We start from the raw sequence: 18,185 nt of genomic DNA on the forward strand, positions 1-18,185 counted from the left end.
TTGAAATTTGTTCTATCTAGGGGCGACTTAATCGCGGCGCAAGGTTTGTAGCTTAGTGGGCTCGGTAACTGCTCCTGCGTTACTCTAATGGCTTACATCCCTATAAGAATAAATCAAAACCGAGCAAAGCTGCCCAGTCATGCTCACGGGCCTTATTTAAAAAACAAACACGCCGCTACAAATCTAACCTCGAAAGATAAACAAGCCCTAATAAAATGATGGTAGTAGGTAATAATTTAGCACTTTTTATAGGCATGTAAATCAAATGAAAACATTATTTCAAAAATGTAAATGTTAATATCTTCCAGTTTTTTAAATCAATAGCATAAAATTAGTGGCCTATTATAGCGATAATAAAACAGCTTGATAACAAAGCATAAATTTCGTTATTTAGGGCGTGTTGGCCTTTGTGGATTGAAATTTGTTCAATCTAGGGGCGATTAAATCGCGGCGCGAGGTTTGTAGCCTAGTGGGCTAAGTAAAAACCGAGCAACAAAGACTTAATCGTCCCTAGAATGAACTCAAAGGGCAGCGCATGTTTGGCATTTATACTGCGTTATCGCCTATTTATGGGGAATAACCACACTACATAGGCTCTGCCTTGCCTAAATACCAAACAGTCTGCTGAAAAATCAATCACGAAAGGTCAACACGCCCTAGTTGTTCTAAATAAAAATTTACAACGTTTTAGAGTAATTTAATTCGGTAAATTAGTCATGTTTTAATAAAATTGGTTTAGAACTGGTCTAGCTGTTCAGACAAGTAAATGCAGGGGGTAATAGATTGTATTTTTAGTTATTTAAAATTACTGAGGATATAATATGAAAATGATTATACAAAAAAATAAAAAAGGAGAAAAATTGGGGCGATTGACGGGGCTTGAACCCGCGACAACCGGAATCACAATCCGGGGCTCTACCAACTGAGCTACAACCGCCACAATACACCTTGTTTGGTGTGGCGCGCATGATACATAAAATAATAAATCTTGTGAAGCCTAAAAGTGAAAAAAATCAAAAAAAATAATTAATGCGTAAAATACAGTATGTAAGGTGGTGATTGATTAGTGCTTAAATATGGCTACTTTAGGCCATTTAACTGGGGGCAAAACGTGTAACGAACGGGATTAGTAAAGGGAGAAGAAATATTTAAGTCTTACTTTCTTTATTAGTAAGTGCGAATGATTAAGAAACAGCGCATACCTTCTAAAAAAACGATAAATACTCAATAAATATAAAACATATTGTCGTTTTTATATATTAATTTATATAATCATAGCGTCTTTTATAGTGAAAATTCATTGTTTTTTGAGAATAGATTGTAAATGAATGTATAATGTTGGCTGGAAAAACGCTTAATAAAAACTATTTGGAGTGATTATGGATTCAATATTAAACTGGCTGAACGAAAACTCAGACTTAATTTTACATTACGGTATACAGGCGGTTGTTGCGCTTGTTATCTTTTTACTTGGTAGTCGTATTGCTAAGTTTTGTTCTAACTTAACTGAAAAAGGTTTTGCTAAAAAGAACGTAGATAAAGCGGTTGGCTCATTTGTTTCAAGCATAGTGTATACACTTGTATTTGCTGTCACTATTTTAATGGCACTTTCGCAAATTGGTATTGAAACTACGTCATTCATCGCTATTTTAGGTGCCGCAGGTTTAGCTGTTGGCTTAGCGCTTCAAGGTTCATTGTCTAACTTTGCATCTGGCGTACTAATTATTTTACTTCGTCCATTCAAATCAGGTGATTTTGTTGAGGCTGGTAGTAAAATGGGTACTGTTAAAAAAATCGAAATATTCTCAACTGAACTTCGCACTCCAGATAATAAAGTAATAATTGTGCCAAATTCACAAATTATGTCGGGTGCTATTACTAATTTCTCACGTGAGTCTACTCGTCGTATCGATTTAGTTATCGGTGTTGGTTACGATGCTGATTTACGTCAAGCAAAAGAAGTATTAAAATCAGTGTTAGATGCAGAAGAACGTCTACTTAAAGATCCAGCTTATACAGTTGCTGTATCTGAGCTGGGTGATTCGAGTGTTAATTTTGTAGTGCGTCCTTGGGTTAACAGTGCGGATTACTGGCCAACATATTTCTCGCTAATGGAAAATATTAAAATTGCATTAGACGACGCAAACATTTCAATTCCATTTCCACAAATGGATGTTCATTTACACAAGCAAGACTAATTTTAAATAGGTTATTTTTTAATGAAATTAAAGCTTTTATCAATATTAGTTGCAGCCTCTGCTGCAACTAACGCATTTGCCGAAGATACAGAGAAAAAAACGTGGGAAGTTACCAGTGAGCTTGGTGCTATTATTACCAGTGGTAATACAGAAACAACCACGCTTAAAGGTGGTATTAAAGTACAGCACAATCTAGAAAACTGGAACAACGAGTATAAAATCGATGGAATCTTCAAAGAAGATGAAGTTGAAGATGCTGACGGTAATAAAGATAAGCAGCGTACCAACGAAAAATACTCTATTTCTGCACAAGGTAATTACAAATTAAATGAAAAGCATGCTCACTTATTCATTTATGGTTCACACGTGTCAGATTACTTTGGCGCATACCGAAGTGAATCAGTAATTTCTGCTGGTTATGGTTTACGTTTATTAAACGAAAAAACCATGTGGCTAAGTGCTGAAATTGGTCCAGGTTATAAGTATTTCGAATACCCAGATGACAGCACTGAAATTGACGACAACGGTAATTTACTTGCTGGTGAGTTTGAAGGTGAGGTGATTGCTCTAGGTAAGTTAGATTATAACTGGAAGATTTCTGATAATGCGCGCTTTACTCAGTTAATTGCAGTGGAGTATGGTGATACAAACACTAAAACGCGTTCAGAAACTGCACTACTTGCAAAAATTAATGGCTCATTACAAATGAAAGTTGCTTTTAATGTTACCAACAACTCAGATGTTGCTGATGATAAAGAAAGCACTGATACTGAAACGTCATTCACGTTAGTTTACAGTTTTTAACCAATGTAACTAAAGATATGACATTTAAGTGACAAAAAGGGACGAAAGTCCCTTTTTTATTTGCTACTAAATAATGTATTATGGCGACCAATTTTGGTTGTAGACCTAGGGATATACCTACTCGTGAAAGTATTTACTCAATTTTTTAGTGCTTTTGTTCTATTGTGCAGTTTTAGTGCATTGGCTTTAACGCCAACAGCGTCTCAAATTGAGCAATTTAAAAAGTTACCTAAAGCTCAACAAGAAGCCCTCGCAAAACAGTACGGTGTTGATATAGCAACGATTACTGGTACAAACCAATCTAATAATCAAAATAACGCACAGCAGCAAAATAGTATTGGTGAGCGCGCAGAACCCGAAAAAGAAAAGCTTACAGATGAAGAGCGCTTTAAACCAAAAACAGACGAATTAAAACCATACGGTTACGAATTGTTTGCAGGTGAGCCAACTACATTTATGCCAAGCGAAAATGCCGCAGTACCAGATACATATATAGTGGGCCCTGGCGATCAATTAAAAATTAACTTTTATGGCAAAGAAAGTGACAGTTTTGAAGTCATAGTTGACCGTGAAGGACGTATTAGTATTCCAGATTTAAGCCCTGTAGAAGTGGCCGGTTTGACCTTTGCTGAAATTAAAGAATTAGTAAAAGTAAAAGTAGAGCAAGAGGTAATAGGTGTAAAAGCTTTTGTGTCGCTTGGTCAGCTTCGTAGCATGCGTATTTTAGTGCTAGGTGAAGCTTACAAGCCAGGTAGCTACAGTGTTTCTTCATTAACAACTGTTTCGCACGCATTATTCGTAAGTGGTGGCGTGTCTGATATTGCTTCTCTTCGCAATATTCAAGTTAAACGCGCAGGCAAGGTTGTAGCAAATTTTGACCTTTACGATTTACTTATTAATGGCGATAGCAGCAATGACATTGTATTAAAGCCGGGCGATGCCGTATTTATACCATCAGTTGGCGCTCAAGTAAGAGTTGAAGGTGCGGTTAAACGCCCAGCTATATTTGAACTAAAAAAAGGCGAGTCTGCTAAGCAGTTATTAGCAATGGCTGGAGGCCTTAAGGCAAATGCATATGCCTTAAGCGCAATTGTAGAGCGCTTTAACTATGATCGTAAAGAAGTTCTATCGGTAGACTTTTCAAAATCGCAAATTAACTATTTTCCACAAGATGGCGACCGTATTCGCTTTAATTCAGTTAGCTCTCAATACCAAAACACTATTAGCTTGATTGGCGCGGTAGCACGCCCGGGTAATTATCAATGGTACCAAGGAAAACGTATTTCCGACGTTCTAAAATTAGTACGCGGTGATCTACTGCCGCAAGCCGATTTAAGTTACGGCCTCGTAATCCGCGAAATAAATGTAAACGGTGATATAGAAGCGCATCAGTTCGACGTTGCTCAAGCGATTATTAAAAATCCTGAAAACAACTTACAGCTTAAAGCTAATGACAAGATAGTTGTATTTAGTCGCTTTGAAGGAAAAGAAGCAGAGCAATCAGCTCTAGCAAATATGGCCCTTAGCCAAGAGCAACAAGAGCAGCAACAAAAAGCAGAGCAATGGCACAAGTTTGAGCAAAAAGAGTTCGAAAAATATATTGGTGTTAATCAAGAAGACGAAGAGCTTGTTCTTGAAGACAATAAAATACTTACAATTGCTGAAATTTCTAAACGCAAAGCAAAAGAAGAAGACCAAGAACTCAAAGCTGAAGATTATGCATTATTTAGCCGCCATAACTTATTAGCGCCTATTATTGCTAAATTTAAGCAGCAAGCATCAGTGCAGCAAGCTATGCAATTAGTTGAAATCAGCGGGAATGTTACTTTCCCTGGTATTTATCCACTAATGATTGGTGGTGAGGTAAGTGATTTAATAACAGCAGCAGGTGGCTTGCTGGAGTCTGCATACATAAAACAAGCTGAAATTACGCGAATAGTAGCGAGTGATGGTTCTAAGATCGAACACTTACGATTTGATCTTGAAAGCGCCATGAAGGGCGATCTTCAAAGTAACATTACGCTACAAAGCAAAGACAGCATAAACGTATTCGCTATTCCAAATTGGCAAGAAAATGTAAAAGTAGAATTAAAAGGTGAGCTTAAATTTCCAGGCACGTACACTATACGCCGAGGTGAAACGCTAACTGAATTACTTGATCGTGCGGGTGGTTTTTCACAATTTGCAGAACAAAAAGCAGCTGTATTTACCCGTACATCAATTAAAGAACAAGAGGAAAAGCAGTTAGCGCGTTTATCTACAGAGCTTCGCCGTGACATCGCCTCTAAGAGCTTCCAAAACTCTGTAAGCAGTAACACACTTTCTTATGAAGAAATGAACAAGCTGTTAAACGACCTCGCAAGTGTTGAAGCCGTAGGGCGTTTAGTAATTGATTTACCTTTAATTGTAAATAATCAACAAAAATTAGTATTACAAGATGGTGACACGCTTTATGTGCCAAGCAAGCGCGACTCTATAAGCATCATAGGTGAAGTTAACTACTCTACGTCTCACCTTTATCAAGCTGGTGTGAGTGTTGATGATTATATAGCGCTAAGTGGTGGCCTTAAAGAGCGTGCGGCTGAAGACCGTATTTATATTATTAAAGCCAATGGTTCAGTAAAAATCCCTAATACAGGCGGCTGGTTTGCTGCCAATAATACAGACCAATTAGAACCAGGGGATACCATTGTGGTACCAATGGATGCAGGGCACATGGATAAGCTAACGCTTTGGAGCACAGCAACGCAGATTATGTACCAATTAGGTGTAGCGGTTGCTGCTATTAGCGGTATTTAAGGTGATTTGTTAATGAAAATTGAAAATAATGAAATAAACTTCAGTAGCCTTTTAAAGCTGTGTTGGGAAAAAAAGCTAACTATTTTTATTGTAACCGCTTTTACAATATTAATTGTGAATGCAGGCGTATATTTTGGTATAGAGAAAAAGTATAAAGCACAAGTTCTGTTATCTGAGAGGGAAGAGCAGTCTTCTACTGAGTTGCCTAGTGGTTTAGGATCACTTGGAGCTTTAGTCGGTATAAGTGGTAAAGATAGTGGGGAAGCCGATAAAACGTTAAAAATAATGCAAACCCGCTCTTTTATTGAGCGTTTCGTAACGAAGTATAATTATTTACCCATTCTTTTTGCCGTGAAAAGCTGGGACAAAGAAAGTAATAGTCTGTTGTATGCAGATTATTATAACCCTAATGATGGCTGGGGAATACCGAAGCCTAGTATTTTTGAAGTTCAAAAAAGGTTTTTGAGCTCAATTGACATTGCTCAAGATAATGTTACTGAATTTATATCAATTTCATTTACGCATAACTCGCCTTATATCGCAAAAGAGGTATTAGATAACTTGGTTAATGGATTAAATATTCTAATGCAGGAGCAAGCTATAAATAATGCCGAATTGAGTGTGAAGTATTTAAAGGAAGAGCTAGAAAAAACCGAGTTATTAGAGTTTCGAAAAACTCTTTTAAAGCTAATTGAGAGCGAGCTACAAAAGAAAATGATAGCAAATGTTCATAGTGATTACGTATTTATTACTATAGATCCAGCTGTAGTAAATTTTAAACCTGTATCTCCACAAACACTACTTTTTGCAATGCTATCTGTGATTTTTGGTTTTAGCTTTGGAGTGCTGATTGTATTAATTGAAATGAAATTTAAAAGCTCTGAGCATAAATGCAATGGAGAGATTACTTTATGAAAAAAAAGAGAATAAATCTTGATCTAAATAAATCTTTTCGCTCTAGGTCACAAACCTTAAAGCAGAATAAAATTTATCTCTATTGTCCTGATTCTGTAATAAATGAAGTCAAGAAGTGCACTGAGTCATATGATTTTGAAATTGTAATAAATAATTATAATTTAATTCCCTTCAGTAAAAAAGTTGTTTGCCATTATAAAAGCTCAATGTTGTCAGATGAGCAAAAACAATTTTTAATTAGAGCTATGGAATTTGGTTCTTGGGTTGAGCCATTAGTTAGTTATTTAGATTCTCGAAATAAATATACAGAAGTTAAGTTACTTGATAGTGGCTATTTTTTACATCAAAAAGCATTTTCTATCTTATCAACACAACGTAATAAAAAGATTAAGCGTGCTTTTGATATAGTCATTTCATGTCTCGCATTAACACTTTTACTACCTATTTATATTTTAGTTGCTATTGCCATAAGGCTAGAAAGTCGTGGTGATGTTATTTACAAGCAATTGAGGGTTGGGCAATTCAATAAAGAATTTAAAGTTTATAAATTTAGATCAATGCGTAATGATGCTGAAAAAAAACGGGGCGCAGTGGGCATCAAAAAATGACACACGTATAACCACCGTAGGTAACTTCATTCGTAAAACACGACTTGATGAATTACCACAGTTTATAAATGTTTTAAAAGGTGAAATGAGTTTAGTAGGCCCGCGGCCGGAAAGAGAATTCTTTATTTGTGAGCTTGAAAAAGAGATTCCATATTATAGATTTCGTCATTCAGTAAAACCAGGAATAACAGGGTTAGCACAAGTTTCTTACCCTTATGGTGATTCCGTAGAGGATGCTGTATGGAAGCATAAATATGATATTTATTATATCAAACACCACACATTGTGGAGTGACTTCATCATTGCTTTTAAAACAATTAAAGTCGTATTGTTTGGTTTGGGACGTTGAATACATTTTTTAAATCGGAAATGTATATTTTCTTGCAATCAATGGCTCTAGATCTTTTACCTAGAGCATTACCATTAATTACAACGATATTAATTGTTAGCTCTGAAAGTAATGATAGAGTTATTGATTACCTTTTTACTTTAGCCGTTTTTAATGTTGCCGCTGTACTGTTAAACTTTGGAGCACAATATCAAATATCGACATCTAGTAAATTATTAAATCAAAAAATATTTTTACAATGCTTTGTTATTTCAGCTTCTATTATTTTTGTGATTCTATCTGCTTATGAGCAAAGTAAAGAAGTGGTTGCGGCTATTGTGTTAGGAGCCATATATGCTCATTTAAATGAGTTTAGGTTGCGACGCGAAGGTAAAATATTAAAGTTCTTTGTAGCAACTTTATTATTAATAACTCCTAGAGTAGTCTCTTGGTTTACAGGGTATGATTATTACTTTGCATCTCTATGCTCGGCTTTATTACTGTTGATATTGGTAGTAACAATTAAAGAACCTAATGAATCTAACAAAAATAGCAAAGTTAATATTTTCAATTTTGCATTTTATACTAGTCTAGTAATTGTTATTTACCAACAAGTGCCTAGCTTATTTTCAGTAAGTCAGGGAGTTGATGATAATGAAAGGTTAGAGCAGATAGTTATTAGAGTTCTATTTGGTTTAATGTTCATTAAAACCACGTTGGTTGTTTTAATGATTCATCACGAAATAAAAATAAAATTTAGCAAATATGCTTTTGTGGTTTTAATGATTTTTATTTTAGTTTTTGTTTCTTATCTAAATGTGAATTTATATATAAAGTATTTTATTTATATTTTTGTATTTTTTTTGTCAGAGATGTTTTATGCAACTTACTCAGCAAAACTACATAAGGCTTATAACTATAAAACGATGTTTTTCGATGCGATAGCTTTATTAATACTTGCTATCATTTTTTCTATTGGCAAATTTAATCTTATCCAGGTATACACCTTTAGTTCAATTGGACTTGTCTTGTTTAGGTATGGCAACAGTTATGATAAAAAAAATAATTAATACATTTATATATATAATTAAATTTAAGAAATTTGATGATAACCGTCATACTATACATTTAAAATATAATACGGCGATATATTATCCGGAAAAAATTAATCATAAAGGTTATATACATTTTAATGACTCTAATTTTATTGATGCCAGAGGTGGTTTAGATTTAGGTGTGAATGTGATATTAGCTCCTAGAGTATGTATTCTTACATATAATCATGATCATACTAATAGTGATTGGTTACCTTACTCACCTGAAATTATAAGGAAAAAAGTGGTTATAGGGGATAACACTTGGATTGGATTTGACAGTCTGATACTACCAGGGTCCCATGTTGGAAAGAATTGTGTGATTGGAGCCAAATCGGTTTTAAAAGGACTATATCCGGATAATTCATTAATAGTTGGTAATCCTGCAAAAGTAGTTAAAACTTTAAATAAAACAGATAATGCGAAAGCTTATCTTTTAGAAAAATATGATGGTGTGCTTTGAGTAAGTTTAATCTAGTAAATGGTTTTTTCCCGAAACGTAACTTTGGAGATGATATGTTTCTAGCTTGCGCTCACAAATATGTTGAAGGTGATTATAAAGTTAGAAATGACGAAAAGAGTTCACGAAATTACCTTGAGTGGTTAAACTTTTTAAAAAACACTAAACACTATACTTGGCTGGGTGGCACCTTTATTGACAAAGATACAGATTTGAAAATGCTTGTATCTATGCTCTTGGAGTTTACTTTGGTGAAACTATTTGGCGCACAATTAAGCTTCGTTTCTGTAGGTCTATCAAGAGACGTAAGCTTTTTAAAAAAAATATCACTGCAATATTTTTGTTGGCTTGCTGATGATATTAGTGTTAGAGATAAAGATAGCTTTAAGGCTTACCGTTCTTATAGGGGGAATCTTAAGTTAACCGGTGATATTGTGGTACTTCAAAAAGATTTATTTCACTGTAACCCTGCAAACAGTTCAGTTGGAAACTATACTTATGTCAGTGTGGATAAAGAAAAATCATTAGATATTTTAATTAAAAACAACAGCCTTCTAGAGCCTGTAAAAGGTAAAAATGCAGTTATACAAATTACCAGCCCATATAAAGAAAAAGAGCAGATAGAGCGCTCAAGTCATGTATGTGAGTTATTAAATTGTAAATTTAAAATACAGCCTTATACAGATTATAATCAGGTTTTAGAATTTATAAACAATGCAGATTATATTATAACCGATAGGTTGCATGTAGCTATCGCGGGGTTAATCAATTCTAAAAAAGTATATTTATTTGGCGTAAGTGAAAAATTGCAAGGGATCCATGACTTACTTGAGTTTGATGATCATAGTAACTTGATTTTATTAACATAACAGATTGAGGTTATACGTGAAAAGTCAGGATGGTGTAATTAAAGTTGATGTGAACTTAATTATTGGGGGCTTTTTTACCTTTTTGACTATTGGTAATTTAATTGTAGCTATGTCTGTAGCTTCATATTTTGAACATGCTTTATTTTATACAACTTATATTTTTAATTCAGTAATTTTACTTTTTGCCTACTCCAAATTAAAGCCAACGTTTTGGAGCTTTGAGCATGATAATCAAGCCAGCTTATACATAAAAATTGTAGGTGTTTTAGCTTCATGTTTAATAGCCTTAATTTATTTTTTTCAAGGCATGCCTGATCTAATCGAGTTTAGAACTAATAACCACCACTCTTTAGGAATTATTTGGTTACTATTAAATATTTCTTTACTTGTGTCCCCCTTGGGGAATAGTAAGAAGAGTTACTTTTATATTCTTGTTACCCTAATAGGGATTCTTTTAACTGGTTCAAGATTATATTTATTAATATATATGGTTTTGACAATGCTCGTTTTTGGCGTTCGCTTGAAGAGCATCAAGACAATTTTAACACTCTCTGTAACAGTGCTTCTGTCTACAGTGCTTGCTGTAGTAAGAGAGTCTGGTGGTGGTGTTAACAGAGATACATTGATGTATTTTCTATTTGAGTTAGTAGAAAGAAATGTTTCACTCTTAAATGGTATTTTACTTCAGTATAAGTTGTGTGCTAATTCGCTGGAATATAGCAACCCATTTGGGTTGCTTATACCCAGAGTGCTGTATTCAGATAAGGAGTTGGTATTTAATATCCGAGCATTTATGTGCTTTTATGATAAGAAATATGTACCAGCTAAGAGCTCGGGCTTTTTTATGAGTGAGTATTTTATATATTTTGGTAATTTAGGTGGAGCTATTATTTCAACTCTAATCGTTTCTGTTTATGCTTTTTTGCTAGTTAAATTTTTCAACAGGTTGTCATATAAGTTTAAATTGTTATGTTTTCCATTGTTGTTTTTAGGGGTTTTTGGACCAATAGAGGGGCTCTATACTGCTTCTTTTCAAATTGGTTTAATGCTATTTGTTATTTTTTGTTTTTATGAGTTGATGCCAAAAAATGAAGGTCATACTTTCTCCTCACCCAGATAATACCGCAGGTTATAAATTTGATAAGAACTTCTCTATTACTGACGAGCATGAGTTAATTAGTCTTAAATCAAAGAATAAACTGGTTTGTATCTTGGAATTCATGCTTTCGTTACCAATAATCCCTTTTTTTGGGGTTTTTGGTGCGCTTACTTTTATTAGAATTTTGTGTAAATTTAGCACAATAAATCAGGCGAGCTCTGTTTGCATATCAAGGTCTTTATTTCCTGTTTGCTTATTACCTAAAAAGGTATCAGTGCTTTACCATAATATAGAGTTTCTTTATTATTTAGAGGAAGCTAAAGCTGAAAGTAGTAGGCTTAAAAAAGTTATCTATTATCACCAATACTTTGTTTTACGTTTTTTAGAATGGAGAGGCTTGGGGAACCACACGGTTCATTGCTTATCTTTAACAGAAGCTAGGCTACTTCGTAGAAAAGGGATAAATTCTATCTTTAGAAAAGACGTATTGTTTTTTTCTAAAGTATTAGTTAGTCAATTTAAAGACGAATATGATACAAAAAGTATTTGTTTTTTTGGTGCATTTAGCAATGTTAGAAACAGAAGGATGGCAGAAAAATTATTTCAAAAACACCCAAATATTAGCTTGTTTGGTAGGTATGGGAACCTTTTATCTAAAGAGATTAAGGCCAATTATTATGGTGAAATAGATAACTTTTCCTCGTTTGTTAACAAATATACCTTAGTTATGATTGAAACGCCTAAAGCTGGTGTACAAACTAAAGTTGTTGATTGGCTTGAAGCTGGTGGAGAGGTATGTGTACCTGTAAAATTGAGAAGAAAAATGTGGGGTAAGTTAGCAAGTGAATAAATTGTCTATTATTTGCAATTCAAATAACCCTGATTTAGCAATGTACTTTTCAAATAAAGTAAAAGCTTTTAATAGCAATGTTTATTTTTTAGGAAATAAACAGCTATCTAAACAGCTTCATATTGATTGCTCTTCAGTATCAAAAGTTTCTGGTTTAACAATTTGGTTTATTGCTGATTGCTTTTTAGCTTTATTATGTATACTTAAGCTTTTAATAAGAAAAATTGATGTTGTTATATTTGATACTGCACACATTTCAAATATACCTTTAGCCATATTGTGTAAGTTATTTCGGGTTAAGTTAATATTTACTGTACATGATTGGAATCCACACGAGGGGACTCAAGAAAAAAATGTTCGATTATATAACAAGTTCGTAGATCGCTTTTTAGCTGACGAATACATAACTTTTTCAAAAGTGAAATCAAGGTTAAAAGTTCATCAATTGCAGCTTTCTGGCTTTACGAAAAAAAGTGTTTCACAGCCTCAAGGTTATTACTTGTTTTTTGGGCGCATAGAACCCTACAAGGGGTTAAAGCATTTAATTAAAATAGCAAAAAGTATGCACGAACAGGGATTAAGTGAAAAAATCATTATAGCCGGTAAAGGAACCGATAGTGCAATTAAAGAGCTCTCTAATTTACCAAATGTTGTGATGATGAATCATTTTATAGCAGATGATGAACTAGAAAAGTTAGTACAGGGAGCTATAGCGACTTTACTACCCTATGACTCGGCAACACAAAGCGGTGTTATTCTGCATTCTTACTCTTATTCTAAGCCTGTTGTCGCATTTGATGTAGGTGCTTTGCATGAATACATAAAAGACGGAATAAATGGAATGCTGGTCGAACATGGAAATATATATGACTTTATAGAGAAACTGAAAATAATTAGAAATGACTATAATAATTTTGAAATTAATGTCTCGAAAGAGTTTAAACACTACGACAAACCTGCACTAGAGAAGCAATATAGAGAGCTTTTGCAGAACTTAAAAATTTTATGATAGAAGGTTTTATGATTTTACCAGTAGTAATGGCGGGTGGCTCAGGCACGCGCTTATGGCCGCTTTCTCGTGGCAATTACCCAAAACAGTTTTTATCGCTAAGCGGCGAACATACGATGCTGCAAGATACATTAAGTCGATTGAATGGTCTTGTGCATAGTCCAGCTATGCTAATTTGTAACGAAGAGCATCGTTTTATTGCCGCAGAGCAAGTACGTCAATTAGGTGTAAAGCATAGCGGTATATTTTTAGAGCCAGTAGGGCGTAATACAGCCCCTGCAATAGCACTCGCTGCCTTCAAAGCAATTGAAAAAGGCGAAGACCCATTACTGCTTGTACTTGCTGCCGATCATATAATAGATGATATCGTTTCGTTCCATCAAAGCGTTAACAAAGCCTCAGAGCTTGCAAAGCAAGGTAAGTTAGTCACATTTGGTATTGTTGGCAATAAACCAGAAACAGGTTACGGCTATATAAAACGTGGCGAAGAGTTTAGTACAGGTTTTGTAGTAGACAGCTTTGTTGAAAAACCAGATTTAGAAACTGCAAAACACTATATTGCCAGTGGTGATTATTACTGGAATAGCGGTATGTTTTTATTTAAAGCGAGCCGTTATCTAGCCGAGTTAAAAGCGTTTCGTCCTGATATTTATAATGCTTGTAAAAAAGCAATTGAAATACAGTCTAACGACCTAGATTTTATTCGTGTAGATAGAGCTGCATTTGAAGCTTGCCCTGATGAATCAGTAGATTACGCCGTAATGGAACACACCCAAGATGCGGTTGTTGTGCCTATGGATGCAGGTTGGAGTGATGTAGGTGGTTTTGCTGCGTTGTGGGAAGTATCAACTAAAGACGAAAATGGCAATGCATTTACTGGTGATGTGAAAGCCGTTGATACTAAAAATACCCTTGTGTTTGGCGAAGACAAACTTGTTGCCACCGTAGGTGTTGAAAACTTAGTCATAGTAAACACCAAAGATGCCGTACTTGTAGCGCACAAAGACCAATCACAACATGTAAAATCGATCGTACAGCAATTAAAAGCTGAAAATCGTTCAGAAGCAACCATGCATCGTGAAGTATATCGCCCTTGGGGTAAGTATGATTCGGTTGATAATGGTGAGCGTTTTCAAGTTAAACGTATAACGGTAAAGCCTGGCGCTAAGCTAAGTGTACAAATGCATCATCATCGCGCAGAGCATTGGATTGTTGTATCAGGCACCGCTAAAGTACAAATCGACGACACAGAGCAATTTGTAACAGAAAATGAGTCGGTTTATATTCCCATTACAGCGGTGCATGCACTCGAAAACCCAGGGAAAGTTGATTTAGAGCTTATTGAAGTTCAATCAGGCTCGTATCTAGGTGAAGATGATATAGTGCGCTTTGAAGATCGTTACGGGCGAGTAAAAGGATAAATTATGGATACAAAAATCATAATTGAGCAAAGTGATATTACTTTTGGCACAAGTGGCGCACGTGGGCTGGTTGCTAACTTTACTCCAGATGTATGTGCAGCTTTTTCAATCGCATTTATTAAATCGATTGAAACAAAATTTAGCTTTAATACAGTCGCGCTAGCAATTGATAACCGTCCAAGTAGCTACGCCATAGCACAAGCTTGTGCTGAAGGATTAAAACAACTTAATGTAAACGTAATATATTACGGCGTAATACCTACACCAGCTTTAGCATATAAAGCAATGCTGGATGATATTCCATGCATAATGGTAACAGGCAGTCATATACCATTTGACAGAAATGGCTTAAAGTTTTATCGCCCAGATGGTGAAATTACTAAAATAGATGAACAAAGTATTTTAAGTGCATCGGTAGAATTTATTACACTGAGTCAAGACTTAACAGAGCTATGTGAAAGTCAGGCAGCAAGAAGTGCTTACATACAGCGTTACAGCGAATTATTTAATAGCGACGCATTGGCAGGTAAAAAAATAGGTATATATGAGCATTCAAGTGCGGGGCGCGATATTTATAAACCATTGTTTGAAAGCCTCGGTGCCAATGTAATTAGTTTAGAGCGAAGTGATGTTTTTGTACCTATTGATACAGAAGCTGTGTCGGATGAGGATAGAGAAAAAGCGCTCAACTGGTCAAAAGAGCACAGCTTTGATGCAATATTTTCTACCGATGGAGATGGAGACCGTCCATTATTAGCTGATGAAAAAGGTCACTGGCTAAGTGGTGATACTCTAGGGTTGCTTACAAGCCAACTATTAAATATAGAAGCACTGGCAGTACCCGTAAGCTGTAATACTGCGATAGAAAAATCAAATAGTTTTAAACAGGTTACGCGCACAAAAATAGGCTCGCCTTATGTAATAGCAGAGTTTAATGAATTAAAAGCGCATTTTACTCGTATTGCTGGTTTTGAAGCAAATGGTGGTTACCTACTTGGTTCTGATATTGAGGTTAATGGTAAAAGATTAACGGCATTGCCAACGCGAGATGCATTACTACCAGCGTTGTTAGTTTTGGCTCAAAACAAATGTATATCAAATCAGCTATTAGCATTACCAAATCGATTTGTTGCAAGTGATAGGTTACAAAACTTCCCTACCGATAAAAGTCGTGAGCTGATTAGTGTGTTAACACAAAATGTTGAAGTACTGACTTCTGGATTAGGATTGCAAGTACACTCAGCAATTGATACAACCGATGGTTTAAGAGTAACGTTAATTAATGATGAAATAGTGCACCTTAGGCCTTCAGGTAATGCCCCCGAACTTCGTTGTTACGCAGAAGCATTGTCATTAACGGTAGCAAAAAAATTAGTTGTAGCTGCATTGAAATTTTCTAATGAGTATTATATTTAAACCAATATAGTATATAGGGCTGCAAATATATGCAGCCTTGTTTTCACTGAAAATCTCTGGTTAGAAATAAATGAATTTAAATACTTTTAACTCAGTGTTTTAGCAAATTTATTAACCAGAGTTCAGGTAAATTAGTGTGAAAGTAGCCTGTTGAGATAGAGTTTTTACAAAAGCTTAGCTTGTCTACACATAAACCCCCAAACTTAACTCTCTGTGTTGTTTGCACAGTTTGACCCAACCAAGTACAATCTGCACTCACTCAATTTACATCTTTACTATAGAAAGTTAGCACTTTGTTTTATGTAACCCTGATTAATAAGAAATAATAATAATCGGCTTTTATAATCAATGGGTAAAGTGTTTTTAAGTTGTTCACTAAAGTACTGGTTAAAGCATGTGGCGCTAAACAAGCTATTTTATTTTTAAGTTATTTATACCAGCTCATTTAACATTACCAGTAAATATATTTGTTAAAAAGTAAACGCAGCACTGAAATTGTAGGTTGAAAATAAATCAGTACGCAAACTTTTAACTAGGGGTAGAGGATAGGGCGAAGGTGAAAATATAAGAATAATATACTAGTGAGGCTTTTTGCGGGTATGCTTTTCACATTTATTTAGCTGATTGCGTGTTTACTGAACAGTCGTATCTTGCGCCGCTACTATAGCCATGCTTTAATTAGCCAGTTAAAAATACAAGTACTCACCAAGGTCGGTGAGTAAGTGCAATATTAAAAAAATTGGGATTCTACAATGGCGTTAAGCTGTAAATCACTCACAACAATACTCGCATTATTATCAATTACCGGTTGCACTATAGTCCCTGGTAGCCATTTTGAGGGGGTTGCCCCTGGCGAGCAAACACAAAACCTCGAACAAGATCTCGAAAAAGTAAATATTCAAATTATTGATTCGTCGTTAATTAATACTCAAAAACAAGCGCGAGTAGCTGCTAGGCCTATATCTAGTTTAAATAACATAAACACAAGCAACTACGAATATAAACTAGGTGTTGGCGATGTATTAACTATTGGCGTATGGGACCACCCTGAGCTAACAATACCTGCAGCGGTACAACGAACAGCAGAGTTTGACGGCTTTAGAGTGCAAGAAAATGGTACTATAACTTACGCATATGCACCCAACATACCAGCTTTGGGGCGCACTGTAAGTGAAGTTCGTAACGAGCTTGTCGAGCGTTTAAGTCGAGTAATTGAAGACCCTCAGGTAGATATGAAAATAGTAGGGTTTAGAAGTCAAAAAGCGTATGTGACTGGTGAAGTAAAACAGCCAGGTATATACCCTGTAACAGAAGTGCCGCTAACTTTAATCGATGCCTTAAACCAAGCCGGTGGTTTAACTAGTGCAGCTGATTGGCGAACAGTAACATTTACCCGAGGCAATAAAACAGAAGTTATTAAACTCGATGATTTTTATGCCCATGGCGACATTTCGCAAAACAGATTATTACAAAATGGCGATATAGTGCATGTAAATCGTAACGACACGCAAAAAGTGTTTGTATTAGGCGATGTGAAAAAAGCCGGTTCAGTAACACTTAATCGTTATGGTTTAAACTTGGCCGAAGCGTTAAGTTCCTCAGGTGGTTTGAACGAAAATACAGCCGACGCCAATGGCATATTTGTAATGCGTAAAAGCAATACTGAGAAAAGCGGAATTATTGCCGATGTATATCAACTACATGCTAAAAATATAGCAGCAATGGTATTGGCCGAGCAATTTGAACTACAGCCGCATGACATTATATATGTAACATCAGCGCCACTAGCTCGTTGGAACCGTGTAATTAGTTTATTATTACCATCGGTAGCTACCGTTGATAGTTTAGATGATATAAGCGCCAATTAAGGGTTAATGGATATGTTTGATTCTGTCTTAATAGTGTGTGCGGGTAATATTTGCCGCAGCCCAACCGGTGAGTATGTATTAAAAGCAAAGCTCGAAGGTAAAAATATTAAAGTATCATCAGCGGGTTTAACAGCGCTTGAAGGCAAACCCGCAGATGCAAAAGCCAAACAAATAGCACTCGCTCATGGTGTTAATATGGATGCTCACCAAGGGCAGCAGCTTACATCAAGCTTAGTAGCGCAAAACAGCGTAATACTGGTAATGGAAGAGCGCCATTTAAACGACGTACATGCGCGTTATCCTGAGGCGCGTGGTAAAATATTTTTATTAGGTAAATGGATTAATAACGCCGAAATACCCGACCCATACCGCCAAAGCCAAGAGGCTTTTGAACACGTTTACACATTAATCGACAGCGCATGCAGCGCTTGGCAAAAGTATTTATAA

At 35.5% G+C, this 18,185-nt stretch carries 14 protein-coding genes, 1 tRNA gene and 1 pseudogene; 15 read left to right on the forward strand and 1 reads right to left on the reverse strand.

The window, feature by feature from the left end:
- Nucleotides 1–861: 861 nt before the first annotated feature.
- Nucleotides 862–937 (reverse strand) — tRNA-His (locus tag AC0VZ4_RS02620).
- Between the two features lie 442 nt (nt 938–1,379).
- Here AC0VZ4_RS02620 and AC0VZ4_RS02625 point away from each other — a divergent pair.
- From AC0VZ4_RS02625 to AC0VZ4_RS02695, 15 genes and pseudogenes are all read left to right on the forward strand, one after another.
- Nucleotides 1,380–2,198, forward strand: coding sequence for a mechanosensitive ion channel family protein (locus AC0VZ4_RS02625; RefSeq protein WP_475440819.1), 819 nt, complete (start codon nt 1,380–1,382; stop codon nt 2,196–2,198).
- A gap of 21 nt (nt 2,199–2,219) precedes the next feature.
- Entirely contained in the window at nt 2,220–3,002 is a 783-nt protein-coding gene (locus AC0VZ4_RS02630; RefSeq protein ID WP_475440820.1) for a DUF481 domain-containing protein, read from the forward strand.
- Between the two features lie 123 nt (nt 3,003–3,125).
- On the forward strand, nt 3,126–5,801 hold the full coding sequence (locus AC0VZ4_RS02635; RefSeq protein WP_475440821.1) for an SLBB domain-containing protein: 2,676 nt from the start codon (nt 3,126–3,128) through the stop codon (nt 5,799–5,801).
- Between the two features lie 12 nt (nt 5,802–5,813).
- Nucleotides 5,814–6,716, forward strand: coding sequence for a hypothetical protein (locus AC0VZ4_RS02640; protein WP_475440822.1), 903 nt, complete (start codon nt 5,814–5,816; stop codon nt 6,714–6,716).
- Nucleotides 6,692–7,673 (forward strand): annotated as a pseudogene (locus AC0VZ4_RS02645) (sugar transferase). Before AC0VZ4_RS02640 ends, AC0VZ4_RS02645 begins: the two are co-directional and overlap by 25 nt.
- Nucleotides 7,670–8,722, forward strand: coding sequence for a hypothetical protein (locus AC0VZ4_RS02650; protein ID WP_475440823.1), 1,053 nt, complete (start codon nt 7,670–7,672; stop codon nt 8,720–8,722). Before AC0VZ4_RS02645 ends, AC0VZ4_RS02650 begins: the two are co-directional and overlap by 4 nt.
- Complete coding sequence (locus tag AC0VZ4_RS02655; RefSeq protein ID WP_475440824.1) at nt 8,703–9,209, forward strand: acyltransferase; 507 nt, start codon at nt 8,703–8,705, stop codon at nt 9,207–9,209. Before AC0VZ4_RS02650 ends, AC0VZ4_RS02655 begins: the two co-directional genes overlap by 20 nt.
- On the forward strand, nt 9,206–10,075 hold the full coding sequence (locus tag AC0VZ4_RS02660; protein WP_149604837.1) for a polysaccharide pyruvyl transferase family protein: 870 nt from the start codon (nt 9,206–9,208) through the stop codon (nt 10,073–10,075). Before AC0VZ4_RS02655 ends, AC0VZ4_RS02660 begins: the two co-directional genes overlap by 4 nt.
- Nucleotides 10,076–10,091: 16 nt before the next feature.
- On the forward strand, nt 10,092–11,195 hold the full coding sequence (locus AC0VZ4_RS02665) for a hypothetical protein (RefSeq protein WP_475440825.1): 1,104 nt from the start codon (nt 10,092–10,094) through the stop codon (nt 11,193–11,195).
- 100 nt (nt 11,196–11,295) lie between these two features.
- A complete protein-coding gene (locus tag AC0VZ4_RS02670) occupies nt 11,296–12,024 on the forward strand; it encodes a glycosyltransferase family protein (protein WP_475440826.1) in 729 nt (242 codons plus the stop codon).
- Entirely contained in the window at nt 12,017–13,033 is a 1,017-nt protein-coding gene (locus AC0VZ4_RS02675; protein ID WP_149604840.1) for a glycosyltransferase family 4 protein, read from the forward strand. The genes AC0VZ4_RS02670 and AC0VZ4_RS02675 overlap by 8 nt, the downstream gene beginning before the upstream one ends.
- Before the next feature lie 11 nt (nt 13,034–13,044).
- Complete coding sequence (locus AC0VZ4_RS02680) at nt 13,045–14,454, forward strand: mannose-1-phosphate guanylyltransferase/mannose-6-phosphate isomerase (protein WP_149604841.1); 1,410 nt, start codon at nt 13,045–13,047, stop codon at nt 14,452–14,454.
- Between the two features lie 3 nt (nt 14,455–14,457).
- Nucleotides 14,458–15,870 carry a phosphomannomutase gene (locus AC0VZ4_RS02685; RefSeq protein ID WP_475440827.1) on the forward strand — a complete coding sequence of 471 codons (1,413 nt, stop codon included), beginning with the start codon at nt 14,458–14,460 and terminating at the stop codon, nt 15,868–15,870.
- A 752-nt stretch (nt 15,871–16,622) separates the two neighbouring features.
- Nucleotides 16,623–17,738 (forward strand): polysaccharide export protein, encoded by a 1,116-nt coding sequence (locus AC0VZ4_RS02690; RefSeq protein ID WP_475440828.1) that lies wholly within the window; start codon nt 16,623–16,625, stop codon nt 17,736–17,738.
- A 12-nt stretch (nt 17,739–17,750) separates the two neighbouring features.
- On the forward strand, nt 17,751–18,185 hold the full coding sequence (locus AC0VZ4_RS02695; protein ID WP_475440829.1) for a low molecular weight protein-tyrosine-phosphatase: 435 nt from the start codon (nt 17,751–17,753) through the stop codon (nt 18,183–18,185).

This window comes from Pseudoalteromonas sp. QJM3NY_22 (assembly GCF_056173065.1).

Bases quoted from the DNA above. Each gene is read 5' to 3' on its own strand.
- AC0VZ4_RS02625 (WP_475440819.1), top strand. From the start codon at position 1,380: ATGGATTCAATATTAAACTGGCTGAACGAAAACTCAGACTTAATTTTA.
- AC0VZ4_RS02630 (WP_475440820.1), top strand. From the start codon at position 2,220: ATGAAATTAAAGCTTTTATCAATATTAGTTGCAGCCTCTGCTGCAACT.
- AC0VZ4_RS02640 (WP_475440822.1), top strand. From the start codon at position 5,814: ATGAAAATTGAAAATAATGAAATAAACTTCAGTAGCCTTTTAAAGCTG.
- AC0VZ4_RS02655 (WP_475440824.1), top strand. From the start codon at position 8,703: ATGATAAAAAAAATAATTAATACATTTATATATATAATTAAATTTAAG.
- AC0VZ4_RS02670 (WP_475440826.1), top strand. From the start codon at position 11,296: ATGCTTTCGTTACCAATAATCCCTTTTTTTGGGGTTTTTGGTGCGCTT.
- AC0VZ4_RS02680 (WP_149604841.1), top strand. From the start codon at position 13,045: ATGATTTTACCAGTAGTAATGGCGGGTGGCTCAGGCACGCGCTTATGG.
- AC0VZ4_RS02685 (WP_475440827.1), top strand. From the start codon at position 14,458: ATGGATACAAAAATCATAATTGAGCAAAGTGATATTACTTTTGGCACA.
- AC0VZ4_RS02690 (WP_475440828.1), top strand. From the start codon at position 16,623: ATGGCGTTAAGCTGTAAATCACTCACAACAATACTCGCATTATTATCA.
- AC0VZ4_RS02695 (WP_475440829.1), top strand. From the start codon at position 17,751: ATGTTTGATTCTGTCTTAATAGTGTGTGCGGGTAATATTTGCCGCAGC.